13 protein-coding genes are annotated in these 17,797 nt (G+C 57.6%); 9 read left to right on the top strand and 4 right to left on the bottom strand.

The features are described from left to right. Positions 1-105 precede the first annotated feature (105 nt). The 8 genes from VGC33_RS22995 to VGC33_RS22960 all read left to right on the top strand — a co-directional run bounded on the left by VGC33_RS22995 (position 106) and on the right by VGC33_RS22960 (position 11,375). Positions 106-1,257 carry an efflux RND transporter periplasmic adaptor subunit gene (locus VGC33_RS22995; protein ID WP_331123092.1) on the top strand — a complete coding sequence of 384 codons (1,152 nt, stop codon included), beginning with the start codon at positions 106-108 and terminating at the stop codon, positions 1,255-1,257. Beyond that, positions 1,254-4,358 carry an efflux RND transporter permease subunit gene (locus tag VGC33_RS22990; RefSeq protein ID WP_331123091.1) on the top strand — a complete coding sequence of 1,035 codons (3,105 nt, stop codon included), beginning with the start codon at positions 1,254-1,256 and terminating at the stop codon, positions 4,356-4,358. The genes VGC33_RS22995 and VGC33_RS22990 overlap by 4 nt, the downstream gene beginning before the upstream one ends. 142 nt (positions 4,359-4,500) lie before the next feature. After that, on the top strand, positions 4,501-4,848 hold the full coding sequence (locus VGC33_RS22985; protein WP_331123090.1) for a hypothetical protein: 348 nt from the start codon (positions 4,501-4,503) through the stop codon (positions 4,846-4,848). 869 nt (positions 4,849-5,717) lie between these two features. Then, complete coding sequence (locus VGC33_RS22980; RefSeq protein ID WP_331123089.1) at positions 5,718-6,236, top strand: fimbrial protein; 519 nt, start codon at positions 5,718-5,720, stop codon at positions 6,234-6,236. A gap of 116 nt (positions 6,237-6,352) precedes the next feature. Next, positions 6,353-7,030: a fimbrial biogenesis chaperone gene (locus tag VGC33_RS22975; protein WP_331123088.1), complete on the top strand. Its 678-nt coding sequence runs from the start codon at positions 6,353-6,355 to the stop codon at positions 7,028-7,030. A 76-nt stretch (positions 7,031-7,106) separates the two neighbouring features. Beyond that, positions 7,107-9,662: a fimbria/pilus outer membrane usher protein gene (locus VGC33_RS22970; RefSeq protein ID WP_331123087.1), complete on the top strand. Its 2,556-nt coding sequence runs from the start codon at positions 7,107-7,109 to the stop codon at positions 9,660-9,662. Positions 9,663-9,672: 10 nt separating this feature from the next. Next, positions 9,673-10,701, top strand: coding sequence for a fimbrial protein (locus tag VGC33_RS22965; RefSeq protein WP_331123086.1), 1,029 nt, complete (start codon positions 9,673-9,675; stop codon positions 10,699-10,701). Between the two features lie 179 nt (positions 10,702-10,880). Further along, positions 10,881-11,375, top strand: coding sequence for a DUF1198 family protein (locus VGC33_RS22960; protein ID WP_331123085.1), 495 nt, complete (start codon positions 10,881-10,883; stop codon positions 11,373-11,375). On the opposite strand, the gene VGC33_RS22955 is transcribed toward VGC33_RS22960, so the two are convergent. Continuing rightward, positions 11,345-12,010, bottom strand: a complete 666-nt coding sequence (locus VGC33_RS22955; RefSeq protein WP_331123084.1) for a glutathione S-transferase family protein — start codon at positions 12,008-12,010, stop codon at positions 11,345-11,347. The two genes, VGC33_RS22960 and VGC33_RS22955, sit on opposite strands and share 31 nt — an antisense overlap. A gap of 188 nt (positions 12,011-12,198) precedes the next feature. On the opposite strand from VGC33_RS22955, the gene VGC33_RS22950 reads away from it, so the two are divergent. Continuing rightward, positions 12,199-12,735 carry a TetR/AcrR family transcriptional regulator gene (locus tag VGC33_RS22950; protein WP_331123083.1) on the top strand — a complete coding sequence of 179 codons (537 nt, stop codon included), beginning with the start codon at positions 12,199-12,201 and terminating at the stop codon, positions 12,733-12,735. 78 nt (positions 12,736-12,813) lie between these two features. Here VGC33_RS22950 and VGC33_RS22945 read toward each other — a convergent pair whose 3' ends face one another. From VGC33_RS22945 to VGC33_RS22935, 3 genes are read right to left on the bottom strand one after another with little or no spacing between them, the layout of a single operon-like run. Further along, the gene (locus tag VGC33_RS22945) at positions 12,814-15,891 is read right to left on the bottom strand and encodes an efflux RND transporter permease subunit (RefSeq protein WP_331123082.1); all 3,078 of its coding nucleotides are present in this window, start codon (positions 15,889-15,891) and stop codon (positions 12,814-12,816) included. After that, complete coding sequence (locus tag VGC33_RS22940) at positions 15,888-16,988, bottom strand: efflux RND transporter periplasmic adaptor subunit (protein ID WP_331123081.1); 1,101 nt, start codon at positions 16,986-16,988, stop codon at positions 15,888-15,890. Before VGC33_RS22940 ends, VGC33_RS22945 begins: the two co-directional genes overlap by 4 nt. Positions 16,989-17,042: 54 nt before the next feature. Then, the gene (locus VGC33_RS22935) at positions 17,043-17,672 is read right to left on the bottom strand and encodes a TetR/AcrR family transcriptional regulator (RefSeq protein ID WP_331123080.1); all 630 of its coding nucleotides are present in this window, start codon (positions 17,670-17,672) and stop codon (positions 17,043-17,045) included. Between the last annotated feature and the right edge of the window lie 125 nt (positions 17,673-17,797).

The following is a 17,797-nucleotide window of genomic DNA, read 5'->3' as shown; positions in this document are numbered from 1 at the left end:
CCGGGACGATAATTTTATTCGTCTTGACCGTTCCTTGACTAAATATAAAGAGGATCTGGACAAAACTTGGGTTGAATGGCGGCTTCTCAGTTCAGGAGCATTGTCATGACAGATGCCTTTACCGGCTGCGCTAAAGAAGCGCGGCATCACCGCTGGAACTTTGGCAGACGTCAACCCTTAGTTCGGCTGTTCATCGTTCTGCTGTTGCTGTCCGGCGTATTACTTCTTTCCGGCTGTGGCGACAAGGAGCAAAAGGAGAGCGTTCCTTCCCGCCCGGTGCGTTTCATCGTGGCACCGCCGCCAGTCTCGGGCATTCCTTTTATCCGAACCGGGGAAATCCGCGCTCATGATGAGATCATGCTGGGTTTTCGCGTTGAAGGACGTCTGCTCAGCCGAACGGTGGATGTCGGCGAGCATGTACAGGCCGGTCAGGTCATGGCGACCGTGGAGAGCGACACCAGTCAAAACCAGCTCCGCAGCGCCCGCGCGGACTTGGATAGCGCCCATGCCGCAGAACGAATGGCCGTGCTTAACCTGCAGCGTATGAAGCAGTTGATGCCGCAGGGCGCCATAGCCCGCGTCCAATATGACGCGGCGCAGTCAGACTGGCAGGCCGCCGTTTCCCGCCGCCAGAGCAGCGAGGCGGCCGTGAAGGATGCCCAGGACAATGTGTCATGGACGCGTTTGACGGCGCCGCGCTCCGGTGTGATCACCCGCGTGAGCGCTTCGCCGGGCCAGGTGCTCGGCACCGGGCAAACGGTGGTCACACTCGCCGTCGGCAGCGAACGCGACGCGGTGTTTGACCTCTCGGATCCCCAGGTCATAACCCGCAACACGGGTGTTCCATTTACGCTGTCGCTTCTTTCCGATCCATCGGTGCATACCACGGGGCGCCTGCGCGATATCAGCCCCCAGGCCGACCCCCTGACGCGCACCTGGCGGGTCCGTTTCACGCTTGACGCGCCGCCGGACAGCATGGCGTTGGGAGCGAGCGTTCAGGGGGAAATGGAGCAGGCCGCGACGCTTGCGACGGCGCTCCCGGCCGCCGCGCTGACCCGTCTCGGGGAAAAACCCGCCGTGTTCATCATCGATCGCAGCACGTTGCGGCTACAGCTTCGATCGGTGAATATTGCCCGTTTTACGCGTACCGCAATATTTATCTCCGATGGCGTAAGTCCAGGCGACCTGGTGGTCACCGCCGGGGTCAGTAAATTACGTCAGGGAGAGAAAGTCACGCTTGCGGGGAATGTGCTATGAAGGGCGGCGCGCAGAAGCATATCTTTAACCTCTCGGCGTGGGCGCTGAAAAATCAGCAGTTGATAGCCTTCCTTATGTTGCTGCTGATGGCGGCCGGCGTGATGAGCTACGAAAACCTGCAGCGCAATGAAGATCCGGCTTTTACTATCAAAACGGCGATTGTTTCCGCCCGCTGGCCGGGTGCGAACGTGCGGGATACGGTAAATCTGCTTACCGATTCATTGGAAAAAAAGCTGCAGGAAATACCTTATCTCGATTACGTGGAGAGCCAAACCCGTGCCGGACAGTCGGTTATTTATGTCAACCTGCGTGACGATACCCCGCCGGCGCGGGTACCGGATATTTGGTACCAGATTCGTAAAAAGATGCAGGATATAGCCCCGACCTTGCCGGAAGGGGTGCAGGGGCCGACAGTCGACGATGACTTTGACGATACATTTGGCACCATTTACGGCTTTACCGCCGAGGGCTATTCACCCCGCGAGCTTAGGGACAAGGTGGACGCTATTCGCCGCGAACTGATGTCGCTTCCTGATATCGGCAAAATCACGTTACTGGGCGAGCAGGAAGAACAGCTTGTGATTGCCTTTTCGCCGAGCAAGATTGCCGGCATGGGACTGGATCTGCGACAGGTCAGTGATGCCCTGCGAGCGCAAAATGCGGTAGAGCCGGCCGGGATATTAAGGAGCGGCCAGGAAAATATCGCCCTGCGGGTGAGTGGCGCCCTGGATTCCGAGCAGAGTTTACGCGCGATAACATTGCATATTGATGGGCGCTATATTCCTCTGACGGATATTGCGGCGGTGAGCCGGCAGGCCGCCGAACCGCCCACGCCCACGTTTCGGGTCAACGGCCAGCCGGCGATCGGTCTTGCCATCTCGATGGCATCGACAGGGAATATGCTCAAATTCGGGCAGGCAATCAACGGCAGGATGGCCGATATTCATGCCCGTCTTCCCCAGGGCATTGAAATGGTTAAAGTCGCCGATCAGTCCGCCGTGGTGAAAGAGGCCGTCAGCGGATTCGTGCGGGTACTGCTGGAATCGATCGTCATCGTGTTGGCCGTGTCGTTTATCTCGTTGGGCACCCGTGCCGGTCTGGTGGTGGCCGCGGCCATTCCTTTGGTCCTGGCCATGACGTTTGCCGGTATGATGCTGTTCGGCATAGGGCTACAGCGTATTTCGCTCGGTGCGCTGATTATTGCGCTGGGCCTGCTGGTCGACGACGCCATGATAAGCGTGGAGGCGATGGTTGCGCGGCTTGAAGCGGGCGATAGCCGCTGGCGTGCCGCCACGTATGCATTTGAGACCACGGCATTTCCGATGCTGACCGGGACATTGGTCATGATCGCCGGCTTTATTCCGGTGGGCTTCGCCGCGTCGGGGGCAGGCGAATATTGTTTTTCACTGTTCGCCGTAGTGATGATTTCACTGCTTTGCTCCTGGGTAGTGGCTGTACTTTTCTCACCGCTGATAGGGACTTGGTTGCTCAGCGTCCCCCTGCGGCGCCATAAGGATTCAACAGGCAGACTGATGACGTTCTATCAAAATCTGCTGCGGGCGGTATTGCGTCACCGGCTGCCGACGCTGGGAGTCGCGGTGGGATTACTGGTGTTGGCCGCCTTTGGCTCGACATTGATGCAGGGCGAATTCTTCCCGGCGTCGGACCGACCCGAACTGTTGGTCAGCCTGACATTGCCCGCAAATGCTTCCCAAGAAGAAACGGCCCGCCTGACCGAACGGTTGGAAAAAAACCTGCGCGGCAATGCGGCTATTGATCATTTCACCAGCTACATCGGGGGCGGCGCGGTGCGTTTTTACCTGCCGATGGATGTGTTGTCGGATAACGAGAACACCGCCCAGCTGGTCGTGGTGGCGAAGGATCTGGCATCCCGGGACCGGCTTAAACATCAGTTGGAGACGGTGCTTGCCAAGGACTTCAGCGACATCATCACGCGTGTGTCGCCCCTGGAACTGGGTCCGCCGGTCGGCTGGCCCATCAGGTATCGCGTCATCGGTCCCGACTATGTGAAGGTTGAGGCTATTGCCCGGCAACTGGCCGCATCCCTCGGCGATAGCTCGGCAACCCGTGAGGTCAACTTGACCGCCGGCGAGCCGCAGCGGGTGATTACCTTGAATATCAATCAAACCGCCGCGCGCGCCGCCGGCATATCTTCACAGGGTCTGTCCAGCTTGCTGAATACGGTTTATTCAGGCGGTATCATCACCTCGGTACGCGATAACAACCGTTTGATTGACGTGGTGTTGCGTGGCCGCGATCAGGAGCGAAAGGAGACTGGCATCCTTTCCGGCTTGATGATCAACACCGTAGAGGGAAACAAAGTGCCGTTGGGCCAGATAGCCACACCGGTATGGGGTATTGAAGATCCGTTAATCTACAGGCGTAACCGGCTACCGTTCATCACCGTTCAGACCGATCTGGCGCCCGGCATGATCGCGGCCGTGGTGTCGGAACAGCTGGCCCCTCAGGTGCAGCGGCTACGCGCAACGCTGCCGGCTGACTACCAAATCCGGGAAGATGGCTTGGTGGCCGAGTCGGACAAAGGCAACAGTTCAATCTTTGCGGTGCTGCCGATCACGTTGATTGTCATGCTGGTCCTGCTGATGATCCAGTTAAAGCAGATCTCACGTATGTTGCTTGCGTTATTGATGGCACCGTTTGGGTTGATTGGCGTTGTATTGACCATGTTGCCCACGGGCACACCGCTGGGGTTTGTGTCGTTGTTGGGCATTATTGCCCTGGCGGGCATGATTATCCGCAACGCCGTAATCCTTATCAGCGAAGTGGATAACAATACCCGGTCGGGCATGGACCCCGAGAATGCCATTATCGCCGCCGCAAAACACCGTTCGCGCCCGATACTGCTAACAGCCTGCGCGGCTATTCTGGGGATGTTTCCCATATCGCATCAGGTATTTTGGGGTCCCATGGCTTTTGCCATCATTGGTGGATTAATGATAGCCACCCTAATTACCCTGACGGTATTGCCCGCTTCCATCAGTCTTGTGATGCAGGCTGAACAGAAATGGATAAAAAAGGGTGGCCATAATTTCCTTTCAGAATTGCCGGAAAGCGATTAAGGCAGATTAGCCGGGGGATGATTCCGGGTTCGGCGGAGAAAATGGCCACAGCGCAGGGTGCCTTATTTTCAACGCCGGACGCCCCCGCAACACCAAGAATTCCCAAGCATTATTTAACATTGAAATGTGACGATTACAAAGCATGAATAAACTAATAATTGCGATCTTTTTATATATTGCCGTTTTGTCTGCTTTTCTTGCGGCATCATTTACATTCATTGATTTTCAAAGAAAAGACATTACTCATGAAAACGTGATTATCAATAAATTTGAAATGAAAAGGCACTGGATGAGCTATCGCATGTACATTTCAACGAACAAGGGATTTATTGTAACCTCCGGGCTGCTTCCTTTAGTCAATTACGCTCATTTTTCCCTGCGGGAAAAATATGAAACCGCCTATCTGTGTATAGAGATTCACGATTCGATAGACTGTGTGAAAGTAATCAATGCTGATTATAAAAAAAATAATGATAGCCCCAACAAATAAATTTGAGGAGAGTAAATTGTCAACGCGTCCGGCTCACAGCGGCGAAATCGTTGAATGTCGCGTCCGAGGCGCGGGCGAACGGCTATCAGGACGGCGCGCCAAGCGTTGCCGCTCTCGATACCCCGCGCCCTGAGATCGACTCGTCGCGCTGGCGGTAACGCCGCCGATGCTTGCGCTACTGCGCAAAACAGGCGCCGGCGAGAGGCTGGCTTGCCTCGTCCGATAGAATTAATGATTGCTTATCGCCCGCCATTGCCACGGCATTCAAGGCTACTCATCAGATTTATCACCACGTTGCCAACGTTATTTTCCCTGTCAAAATATACTGCCCTCCGGCTATTATCATTCGTCAACTGGCAGGTTCGCCAAAGGCCGCTGGTTATCAATAGCAATAACGGTCCGTTCAGCCAACCATGGGCTATATTCATGCCGCGAGATAATCCTCAACATTATTTAAAGTTAATTCTCATATGTATATATCATACAAAATAAAAATAGATTATCGATTTTGATGTCTCAGCAGCGTAACGTCACAAAATGGTTTTTATCCTGACAACCATCGTTTATTTAATATTTAATTCCATAAAAAATTAACTTCAAGGTTTTTATCTTTTTTTACAGGATATTGCCTTTACCCCCATTTACAGAAGGTTACGTATAAGAGCTATTATCAAATCCAATTAGGACGATTAACTTTAATTATACTCACGCACTGGATTTTATTATCGCCATCGGTCGACGACCAATACTTTCTCTGACGACAGCAGGGATAATTCACTGGGTAATGCTCTGAAAAGATCACGCTTAATGTCCTACTACCCGGTGATTAACCCATCGACAAACAGTTTTGATGAACCAGGGGTCATATTATGAAAAACTCATTTACCCTACCCGCATTAGCGATCGCCGGCATGATGGTCTGTGGCCTGGCCCATGCCGTCGATGGCACTGTCAACTTCACCGGCGCCATTCTGGACACCGCCTGTACCGTCAGCCCTGCTGCCGTGCCGGTAAATATGGGTACCTTAACCTCCGCGGGGTTCAGCGGTGTCGGCGCCACCCCGGGTTTCACCGAGTTCGCCATAACGCTTACCGCCTGTCCGGCTACCCTGACAACCGCTGAAGTCATTTTTTCCGGCACCGCCGATCCCGCCGATGCCACCGTATTGGGCTTAACCGCCGGCGCAAATACCGCAAGCGGCGTCGGCATTGCGCTGTTTGAAGCCGATAGCACCACACGGGTCAATCTGGGTTCGGCATCCGCGGCGCAGCCGATTACCACGGCCGGCGGCACGCTGAGCTTTATCGCCAAGTACATTCAAACCGCAACGCCTATTGTTGAAGGCGATGCGAATGCCACGGCGACATTTATCCTGCAATACCGGTAATCGTTATGACCTGAGGCGAAGCCCGGTTATTCAGGGCCGCCGCCATATCCCTCCGCTGCCGGATAAATCATCGCGGCCATGGCGATTTGATAGCAGTTTATTTAATGGAGAAAACCATGTATCAGTGGCTTAAAGCGGTATGCATGGTAACCGGCCTGTTAAGCGTCGTCCAGGCCCAGGCCGGGGTAGTGGTGGGAGGAACCCGGGTCGTTTATGATGCCGGTAGAAAAGAAGCCTCGATTTCCGTCAGCAACCCGGATTCGCGTCCTTTTCTTATTCAGTCCTGGATCGATAACGAGCGTGATAAGGACACCGCCAGGGTCCCCTTTATTATCACGCCGCCGCTGTTCCGGCTGGATGCGCAGCAGGAAAACGTCCTGCGCATCGTGCGCGCCGGCGGTAACCTGCCCACGGATCGCGAATCCGTATTCTGGCTGAATATCAAATCCATCCCCTCCAGCGATAAAAACGCGGTTAATCAACTGCTCATCAGCATCAATACCCGGATTAAGCTGTTCTATCGTCCGCAAAATCTGGCCGGCAACGCCGGCGACGCATACAAAACCCTGAATTTTTCCCGTCAGGGCGGCCAGCTGACGGCACGCAATCCCACCCCGTTCTATGTGTCGTTAGCCAGTGTGAGCGTGAGCGGGCAGGACATCAAATATCCCGGCATGATTGCCCCGCGGGGCACCCTAAGCTGGCCGCTACCGGCCGGCGCGCGGGGTAATGTGAGCTGGCGGGCCATCAATGAATTCGGCGGCATTTCCGCCCCGGCCAGCGCGCCATTGTAATGACGCCCGGGCCACACGGCGGTGCCGATAAACCACTGGTTCGACGGTGGGTCAGGATAGGGTTGAGGGAGCGAATATGAACAATGAGCTATCCCAACCGCCCGTGCGAACGGCCAGAAGAATTCGCCTGTCCTTGACCTGGTTTGCTCCGCCGGTGCTCTGGGCCTTGGTACTGGTTCTCGTCCCGCTGCCGTTATCGGCGCAGGATTATTTTGACCCCAACGCCCTGTCCATCGAAGGCTCGCCGATGCAACCAATCGATCTTACGCCGTTCTTTGACGTTGGGGGACAACTGCCGGGCACCTATCGCGTCGATATTTACCTAAACGGCTATCGAGTGGATACCCGCGACGTTACCTTTGTGGCATCCGCGGCGGGGCTACAGCCCGAACTCACCGCCAGGCAACTGGCGGACTATGGGGTGAAACGCGGCGCCTTCCCCGCCCTGCTGGCGTTGCCTGACGACCAGCCCATTACCGCCCTTGACCACTATATTCCCGACGCGGGGAGCAAGCTGGACTTTCGGCAATTGCGCCTGGACCTCAGCGTGCCGCAGGCGGCGCTTGATACCCTGGCCCGCGGCTATGTCGATCCGTCGCAGTGGGACCAGGGACTGCCGGCCGTGATGCTGAGCTACGCCTATACCGGGTCCAATACCTGGTACGATAACCCATCGGGCAGCAGTGAGAACCATTATCTCAACCTGCGCAGCGGGGCCAATCTGGGCGGATGGCGTTTACGCAACTATTCCGCCTATAGCTTCAGCAGCCGGGAGAGCTCCCACTGGGACAGCATCAATACCTATGTCCAGCACGACGTGCAATCGCTAAAAGGCCAATTTACCGCCGGCGACGCCTACACACCAGGGGACATATTCGATAGCGTGCCGTTTCGCGGCGCGCAGCTTGCCTCCGATGACAATATGCTGCCCGATAGCCTGCGCGGGTTTGCCCCGGTGGTGCGCGGCATTGCGCAAAGCAACGCCCAGGTGACCATTCGCCAGAATAATTCCATTATCTATCAAACCTATGTGGCGCCAGGGCCCTTTGTCATAACCGATCTGTTTCCCACCGCGGCCAGCGGCAACCTGGAGGTTACCATCAGGGAAGCCAGCGGCGCCGAACGCCGCTTTACCCAGCCGTTCTCGGCGGTGCCTGTCATGCAACGCGAGGGGCGGCTGAAATATGCCGCCAGCGCCGGGCAATACCGCTCCGCGTACAGCGACGCGCGGGAACCCAATTTCATTATGGGCAGCCTGATTTACGGCCTGCCCCGGGACACGTCGCTGTACGGCGGATCTATCGTCTCGGGGGATTATCAATCCCTGCAATTGGGCGTGGGCCATGGTTTTGGCTCCCTGGGTTCGGCATCGTTTGATGTGACCCAGGCCAAAACCACCCTGCCCGGCGGCGATGACCGCCATAGCGGCCAATCATATCGCGTCCAGTACGCCAAGGTATTTACCGACTACGGCACGTCTTTTACCCTTGCCGGGTACCGCTACTCCAGCAGCGGCTATTTTGACTTTAGCGATGCCAACGAGCTGACCGATCGGGCGTCCGATTCATGGCGGCGGTTGTACAATAAACGCGGCAGACTACAGCTGAACATCAGCCAGTCGATGGGGAGCGCGGGCAGCCTGTATGTCGCGGGCTATCAGCAGGACTATTGGCGCCAGAACGGTAGCGAGCGCAGCTTCAGCGCCGGTTACAGCCTGGGATATGGCGGCATCAACTACAACCTGAACCTTACCTATGCCCGGATGCCGGGGACGGGAGACAACGATCGGCAATTGGCCTTCGGCGTACAAATCCCGCTCAGCAAATGGTTGCCGAACAGTTGGGCAACCTACAGCGTCAATAGCGATAATCACGGCGCGGTCAATCAGCAGGCGGGTATCAGCGGCACGGCGCTGGCGGATAATAATTTCAACTACAGCGTGCAGCAAAGCTACGGCAACCGCGGGACCGGCGCCAGCGGCAACGCTTCGGCATCATATCGTGGAGGCAGCGGCGAGCTCAATGCCGCCTATAACTACAGCCAACACAACCAGCAGGTAAATTATGGCGTGCAGGGCGGCATAGTGGCGCATCCCTATGGCGTCACGCTGTCGCAATCGCTGGGCGACACGCTGGCGCTGGTGCGGGCGCCGGGCGCCGATGGGGTACGGGTGGAAAACAATACCGGCGTGGTGACCGACCGCCGGGGTTATGCCGTGGTGCCCTTCGCCACCACCTACCGCCGCAACCGCATCGCGCTCGACACCGCGACCATGGGTGAAGACGTGGATATCGATATCAATACCCAGACGGTGATCCCCACACAAGGGGCGCTGGCGCTGGCGGATTTCAAGACCCGGGTGGGCAACCGGGTGCTGCTGACGATAACGCGCCTGGGTCAACCGGTGCCGTTCGGCGCGCAGGCTACCCTGCTACAGGCGCCCGGCGAAAGTCCGAATAGCGGCATTGCGGACGCCCAAGGCCAGGTGTACCTGAGCGGGATGCCGGAGCAGGGCCGGGTAAAGGTGCTTTGGGGCCAGGGTCCGGAGCAGCGGTGCGAGGCACACTATAGTCTGCCCGCCACGGCAACGTCCAACCCCTCGATTCGCATGGCTAATGTGCAATGTCGATAGGAGTAAATGAATGAGGCAACAGCGAAAATCGTGCTGGACAAGCGCCCTGCTGGCGACGGGCTGCGTAAGCGCGGCCCTGGCGTATACCCCGTCGGCCACGGCCGAATGTACCTCAACGGGCGCGGCGCAGACCGGCACAAACATCACCCTTACGCTATCTCGCGATAAGCCAAACGGCCTGATCGGTAATCCTTATAGCTTTCCGGCGTCAACCAGATTCCAGTGCAATCCCGGCAACATTACCCAGCAACAATTCGGGCTACAGGCAAATCCGGCGAATTTTACAGGTGAGGTTTCCGCTGGTCGCAATATATATAAACTGGGTGACAGCGGAATAGGCTACATCATTTATGGCGAAGTCCAGTCCAGCGGCGACTGTGTGGGATCCTCATATATAGGCATCGGCCCGCAGATAGGAGGGGACGCCAATACCGCTCAGCTTTGCTCAAATGCAAGCGGCTATATACCGCTGCTATCGGCTGGAGCAACGATTACTTTTTATAAACTCGGCCCCGTCACCCCGGGCGCCATACCCCAGACGTATATCGCCAGTTTTATAAATTTAGTAAACGGCAGTGAATATACCCTTCCCGCCGATCAACTCTTCACCGGGGTTATTACCGTTGTGGTCACTTCATGCTCAGTGAACAATACCGTCATCAGTGTACCCATGGGCGATGTGGAACTCAGGGAGTTCACGGCCATCGGCAGCTCGGCTGGTATCCGGAACTTTAATATAGCGCTGAATTGTAATCCCGGCATTGCCGTCAAGGTACAATTTGACGGCGTCAGCGCCGGCGGCGCGACCGATGTATTAGCCCTGAGCCCGTCCTCTTCCCCCCCTTCCGCCACCGGCGTGGGGGTGCAAATATTGTATAATGACAACCCGGTTACGCTCGGCGTGCCCATAGCCGTCGGCACCACTACCGCTAATGGATTCTTTAATATTCCGTTACAGGCACGTTATTACCAAACCGACGGCACGGTGACCACCGGGCTGGCCAACAGCACCGCCTCCTTCACCTTAACCTACCAGTAAACCGCGGCGGGGCGCGGGCGGATTTCGTCATCGTCTTTTATTCCGGCGGTCGCGTTCCGCTGCCGGCGACGGCCATTTTGCCGCTAATGAATCCGGGTAAAAGATGTTTCGTCCAGGCTGCTGTTTTCTCTTGCGTGATTTACACTTATGATGGACCCTGGCTTGCTTAAGGACGTCCCATGATTTGGCTTATACTGGCAACGCTGGTTGTCGTTTTTCTTGTCGGTTTTCGCATAGTCAACTCCGATTCCCGCCGGGCGTCGCAGGCGTTGACCAAACGGCTGAACATTGCGCCGGTCTACGTGGAGTCCATGATAAGCCAAATGGGAAAAACCGCCGGCGCGGAGTTCGTCAGCTATGTGTTGCATAACAGCGAATCCCATTTAGGCAACGCGGCGGGCGTACTCCTTATCTACCAAACCTTTATTGTCGATGATGCCGACGAGAGCCTGGCGTTCTGGCATTCCGTGCTGCATAAAGCGCGGCTGCCCACTGAACTTACGCATAAACATGTCCGTTTGGCGCTGTCGTTTCTGCGTGAGCTCGAGCCGCAGGCGGATGAACTCTCCATTTACCGGCAACGCTATAACGCGCGCTTTACCGATATTGCCGGATTGCTCCCCGCCGCCAACGGTAATGTCTATTATATAGACGGTGTATCGCCAAAGCATTGAGTGGCCACACTCGGACGCTGGTACATGCGTTGCTTCCAGGCCAAGAGCGCGCGGTATTCCACCGGCACGGGAATATCGGCGTAATGCGCGAACAGCAGCCCGCCGAGAACGGTGGCGTCGGCCATGGAAAACGATTCTCCGGCGATATAAGGCTGCCCCCGCAGCACGCTCTCGAAGTAGCCTAGACCGGCCTCCGCCTGCTCTCGGTGCATCTGGCCCCATTCGGTCCTGCCTTCCCATTGCGGGCGCTTATAGGCCCGCAGCACCGGGCCAAGGCCTGGGGTAGCATGATGGAAGTAGATGCCGATGGCATCGATAAGCCAGGACTCGGCGCGTTTTTGCATCATGTGGATGACCGCTTTCTCGCGCGCGGTCCTGCCCGTCAGGGTTGGATTGCCCTCCAGGTTGTCGAGGTATTCGGTGATGGCCGTGCATTCAGAAATAAAGGTACCATCTTCCAATTCAAGCACCGGCACCGTACCCGCGGGATTGATGGACAGGAACGCCGGTTGTTTATGCTCGGCGGCGACAAGGTCAACATTGATGAACTCAACCCGTGAAAGCAGGCCTTTCTCGGCGAGAACAATGCGTACGCGGAGCGGATTGGGAAAACCGGGAGTATCATAAATTTTCATTTTTGCATCCTGTATAGAGCAAGCGGGTTAAAGCCCGGTTAGGGCGGATGACAACATTAGCCAATGCTTGTTTACCTATCGATAGATAGACAATAAGGCTTGCTATTATTCACGTCAACATTTATTAATCGTTACATCAGAAAAGGGAGACCAGCGATATGGGTACGGCGGATACAAGGGAAAAAATTATGGCGATTGCGCGCCTGATGATTCAGGCCAATGGCTACACCGCCCTGAGCTTTCGCGATATTGCCAGTACCGTGGGCGTCAAAAGCTCAAGCGTGCATTACCACTTCCCGACCAAAGGATCGCTGGGCGCCGAACTGGCACGGCGCTACACGGAAGAAATGGATGACCACCTCGAGCAGTCCCTCGCCATGAGCCGGGACGCCGGTGCGTTTATGGCGCGATATACCGCCGTGTTCCGCGCCGCGCTCGCCAACGAAAACCGGATGTGCATGTGCGGGATTCTGGCCGCGGAACATGACGAGCTGCCGCGGGAAGTACAGCTCGAAGTCGTACGGTTTGCCGAGGTCAATGTGAAATGGCTGGCCCGCGCGCTGGCAATCGGCCGGGAGCAAAAGCCGTCGGCGCAGCTCCAGTCCCATGCCCTGGCCATCTATGCCGCCGTTGAAGGCGCACAGCTTGTCGCCCGCAGCCGCAACGACATCATGGTGTATGACCGGACAATAGAAGCGTACCGTGACAATGGCCTGCTGCCTTGATCGTTGATCGTAGCGCCGCCCCCCACCGGGTGGGAAAGGGGGGAACGCTAACTCGGCGGGCGGGCCACGCCAACACGCTCAGTCGGAAAATTCCTGTTCGGCGGCGACCGGTGGCTTGATGCGAAACCAGGCGGCATAGAGTGCCGGCAGGAAAACCAGCGTCAACACCGTACCGCCTAGGGTGCCGCCAATCAGCGTAAACGCCAGCGATCCCCAAAACACCGAGAACGTCAGCGGAATAAACGCCAGCACCGCCGCCAGCGCGGTGAGGATAACCGGGCGCGCCCGCTGTACCGTGGCTTCCACCACGGCATCATAAGGCGATAAGCCTTCATGCTGGTTGCTGTGGATTTGCCCTATTAAAATCAGGGTATTGCGCATGATGATACCGGCCAGGCCTATCAGGCCCAAAATGGTATTGAATCCGAACGGCTGATTGAACAGCAGCAGCGTCGGGACCACTCCCACCAATGCCAGCGGCGCGGTAAGCAATACCATCGCCATGGCCGATAACGATCGCACCTGGAACACAATCACGATCATCATCAAAATCAGCATTAACGGAAAGATGGCTACCAGGGCGGTATTGGCCTTGCCGGCCTCCTCAAGCGCGGCGCCGGTTTCAATGCGATAGCCGGCGGGCAGTTTGGCCACGATCGGCTGCAGGCTTTTAAGCACCTGCAGCGAGACTTCCGGCGGTTGCCGTCCTTCGGCAATATCGCCCCGCACGGTAATGGTGGTCATGCGATCCCGACGGTGGATAATCGGCTCCTCCAGCACAATTGCGCTATGGCCAATCTGATCAAGCGGTATCCGTTGTCCCTGGCCGCCGATAAGGGTAAAGGCGCTTAACCTGCCCGGGTCAAGCCGCTCGGCGCCCGCGCTGCGGGCTATTACCTGCACGGTGCGGATATCTTCGCGTACCTGGGTGACCGGCACGCCGGTGAGTAAAAATTGCAATTGCTGCGCGGCGTCCTGCGAACTGAGGCCGAAAGCTTGCAGGCGATCCTGATCCAGCACAAAATGAACCGTGGGTGTGCGCTCGCCCCAATCGGTGTTGACCTGGCGCATATTAGCGTTATCGAGCATCACCTGACGTACCTGCCGGGCGATATCCCGCACCTTATCCCGATCGGCGCCCATCACCCGGAAAGCCACCGGGAACGGCGAATACGGACCAAACACCAGTTGCGTCACCCGCACCCTGGCCTCCGGCGCCAGCCCGTCGGCCACCGCCTGGCGCGCATGTTGTTTCAAGGCCTCGCGCGACTGTTCATTCGCCGTGAGCACCACGATTTTGGCGAACGAAGGGTCGGGCAGCTCCGGCGACATCGCCAGGTAAAATCGCGGAGCGCCCTGGCCAATATACGAGGTCACCAAGCTTGCCTCGGGCTGTTGTTTCAGCCAGGCCTCCACTTTTGCCGTCGCCGCGCTGGTGGATTCAATGGTGCTTCCTTCCGGCATTTGCACCTCCAGCAGCACTTCCGGGCGATCGGAAACAGGGAAAAACTGCTGCTTAACCGCACCCATGCCTAAAAAGGCCGCCAGGAAAAGTCCCGCCACCGCCAGTACCACCTTTTTGTTGTGCGCCACTGACCGGGCGATGAACCGGCGTAACCTGCGATAGCGCGGCGTGCCGTATATCGCGCCATGGCCGCCGGCAACCGGTTTGATTTCCGGCAACAGCTTCACCCCGAGATAAGGGGTAAACGCGCCCGCCACGACCCATGAGGTGAGCAGGGCGAAGGCCACTATCCAAAAAATATTGCCGGCGTATTCGCCGGCGCTGGAGGCGGCGAACCCCACCGGCATCAGTCCGATAGAGGTGACCAGAGCGCCGGCCAGCCGCGGGGCGGCGGTGCTTACCCAGGCCTGGCCTGAGGCGTAAACCCGATCGAAACCTTCCTCCATGCGCACCACCATGGTTTCGATAACGATAATCGCATCATCCACCAGCAGGCCCAGCGCCAATATCAACGCGCCGAGAGTGATGCGATCAAAGTCGCGTCCGGTGGCAAGCATAATAATAAACACCCCGGCCAGCGTCAGCGGCACCGCCGCCGCCACCACTATCCCCACCCGCCAGCCCAGGCTGATAAGGCTTACGGTAATCACCACCGCCAGGGCCACGAAGAATTTGAGCATAAATTCGTTATAGGATTCCGCGATATTCACCGCCTGGTCGGTCACCTTGCTAAACGACAGGCCCAGCGGCATTTCAGCGGAGATGGCGGCCGCCTCGTGCTCCAGCGTTTTGCCCAGCAGCAGGCCGTTGTAGCGGTCACGCATGACGATACCCAGCAGCAGGGCCGGTTCCCCCTGGCTGCGGATTAAATACGTGGCGGGATCTTCATAACCGCGCCGCACCTCGGCCACGTCTGAAAGCCGCAGGATTCTGCCGGCCGCCACTATAGGGGTGTCGCGTATCTTTTGCAGGTTACTGAACGCGCCGTCGAGACGGATAACGATTTGCGGTCCCCGTGCGTCGATGGAACCGGCCGGCGTCACGCTGTTTTGGGCATTAAGGGCGGTAAATATCGCGCGCGCCGAGACCCCAAGAGTCGCCAGGCGGGCGTAGGAAAACTCAACGAATATGCGCTCCGGCCGCTCGCCGATAATATTGACCTTTTTGACGCCGTCAAGATTCAGCAACCGCTGGCGCAGCGTCTCCGCTTCCCGAACCAGCAGCCGTTGCGGTTCGCCCTTGGCCTTCAGGGCATATAACGCGAAGGTAACATCGGCATATTCATCATTGATGATAGGCCCGATAACCCCGGCCGGCAGGTTAGCGGCCTCGTCGCCGAGTTTTTTACGCGCCTGGTAAAATTCCTCCTGTACCTGCGCCGGCGGCGTCGAGTCCTTGAGCGTCACGGTGGTAAACGCCAGGCCGGGCCGGGTAAAGGTTTCGCTCCGATCGTACCATTTCAGCTCCTGCATTCGTTTTTCCAGCGGCTCGGCCACCTGATCCTGCATTTCCTGCGCCGTGGCGCCGGGCCAGGCGGTGATAAACGTCATGACCTTAATGGTGAAACTGGGATCCTCCGCACGCCCCAGTTTCAGGAAAGCGAAGGCGCCCGCGGCGGATATGGCGATGATAAGAAACAAGGTTACGGCGCGCTCGCGGACCGCCAGGGAGGAAAGATTAAAACCGCTCATTTCGCCGCCCCGTTAATGGCGTCCACGTCCAACCGTACCGGTTCGCCTTGATGCAAAAGATGCGCGCCAAGCGCGACAAAACGATCGCCGGGGGTTAATCCGCCGGACAGCGTGGCGCTCTCGTCGGTCAAGCCGGCGATTTGCACCTTTTGCCAGTCCACCGTCGGTCGGTCGCCTTTTATCAACCAGACGCCGGGACCTTGCCCCTGGTCATAAAGGGCGCTCAGGGGCACGCTGACCTGCCCGTCAACCGCGGGATCGGGCAGTTGCACGGTCACGGTAGCGCCCAGCGGCGCGGCGGCGATGGCGCCTGACAGCACATAACGCGCCTCGAAAGTGCGGGTCTGGGGATCGGCGGCGTCCGAAAGCTGGCGCAATGTCGCCCTGCCCGTCAGGCGATTGTCGCCATATAACGCCGCCCGCCCGGCCGAACCGAGGGGGGGACGCTGGGTTTCCGGCAGGTAAACCACCGCTTCACGGGAGCCGGCATGGGCCAGTTGCACCACGGTTTGCCCGGCGCCCACCACTTGCCCCGGTTCGCTTAGCGTCATCACCACTACCCCGTCGTCATCGGCGGTTAACAGTGAATAACCCGCCTGGTTGCGGGCTACCTCCACCTGGGCCTGCGCGGCGCCGAGCTGGGCGCGGGCCGAATCGGCGGCGGCTTTCGCCTGATCGTAAGCGGAGCGCGACACCACGCCTTTATCCACCAGCGCACGGTAGCGCTTTTCGTCCGCCGACGTTTGGTTTGCCAGCGCGCGGGCGGACTGTACCGCACCGGTTTGGGCCAGGGTGGCCAGCGTCAGGTCGGTGGGATCGATCTGCATCAACGGCTGGCCGCGCGTCACGGTTTGCCCGTTATCCACCCATCGCTTCACCACCTTTCCGGCGACGCGAAAACCAAGATCGCTTTGCACCTTCGCCACGACGGTGCCGGTGTAGCTTTTTTCGGCACGATCAACGTTTTGCACCACGGCATAACGCACCAGGGGCGACCCGGTGCGGGCATCCGGGGCTTGCGCGGGACCGCAGGCGGCCAGGAACAGCGCCAGCGGCATTATCAATAGAGGGGACATCCTGGGACGGCTGAGAGACATGATTATCCTCCGGGAAAACGGAAGATAGAGTCTGACATCTAGTGACCAAATAAGTCAATGGTCACTTCGTGCCGTTAAACTCCGCACCACCAGCCGGACAAGATCCTCGATGGCTTCGGTCATACCCTCGAGTTTATACTGCAATAACAATGGGTTAACGAAAGACTCCATCACCAGGAAAATGGCGCGGCACTGTTCATCCAGCGAGGTTTCCCGCTCGAACTCACCGCTATCCCTACCCCGCTGGAGAATATTTTTCAATAATTCCCGCACTTGGGCCTCATAGGCCCGCGATGATGGCCATGCCTCCCCGGTGGAGTAGATAACGATGTCATACAAGCGCCGTTCGCTAAAAAACAGTTCGCTACTGGCGGCGGCGATGGTGTTATACAGCACGCGCAACTGCCGGGCGGCCGGTTCCTCCTCCCGCAGGGCTTCCTGCACCTTGTTAATCACCGTCTCGAGGCATTGGTGGCAAATGGCTTCGCCAATGGCTTGTTTAGACGGGAAAAACTTATAAATATAGGCCTTGGAAAAACCAATGGCTTTCGCCAGGTCGGATACCGTGGTTTTGCCATAGCCGAAATGGCTGAAGTGCCGATCGGCGGCCAGCAGGATTTGATCGCGGACGCTATGCTCGGCCGGGCCTCTTAGCCCGTTTTGGGGAAGTGTTTTTATATTCATGATGACATCATACACCGTTAACATTTGCCGTCCCAGGCACCCCTTGCGGATAATATCATTTACGTTTTCGCGACGCGCGTTTACACCTGCGCCCATCCGCCATCCACCGGAATATCGGCACCGGT

Source organism: Acerihabitans sp., from assembly GCF_036398755.1.
Taxonomy (GTDB): Bacteria; Pseudomonadota; Gammaproteobacteria; order Enterobacterales; family Enterobacteriaceae; genus Acerihabitans.
Note: the sequence above shows the minus strand (reverse complement) of the source record. Positions and strands in the feature narration are given on the sequence as shown.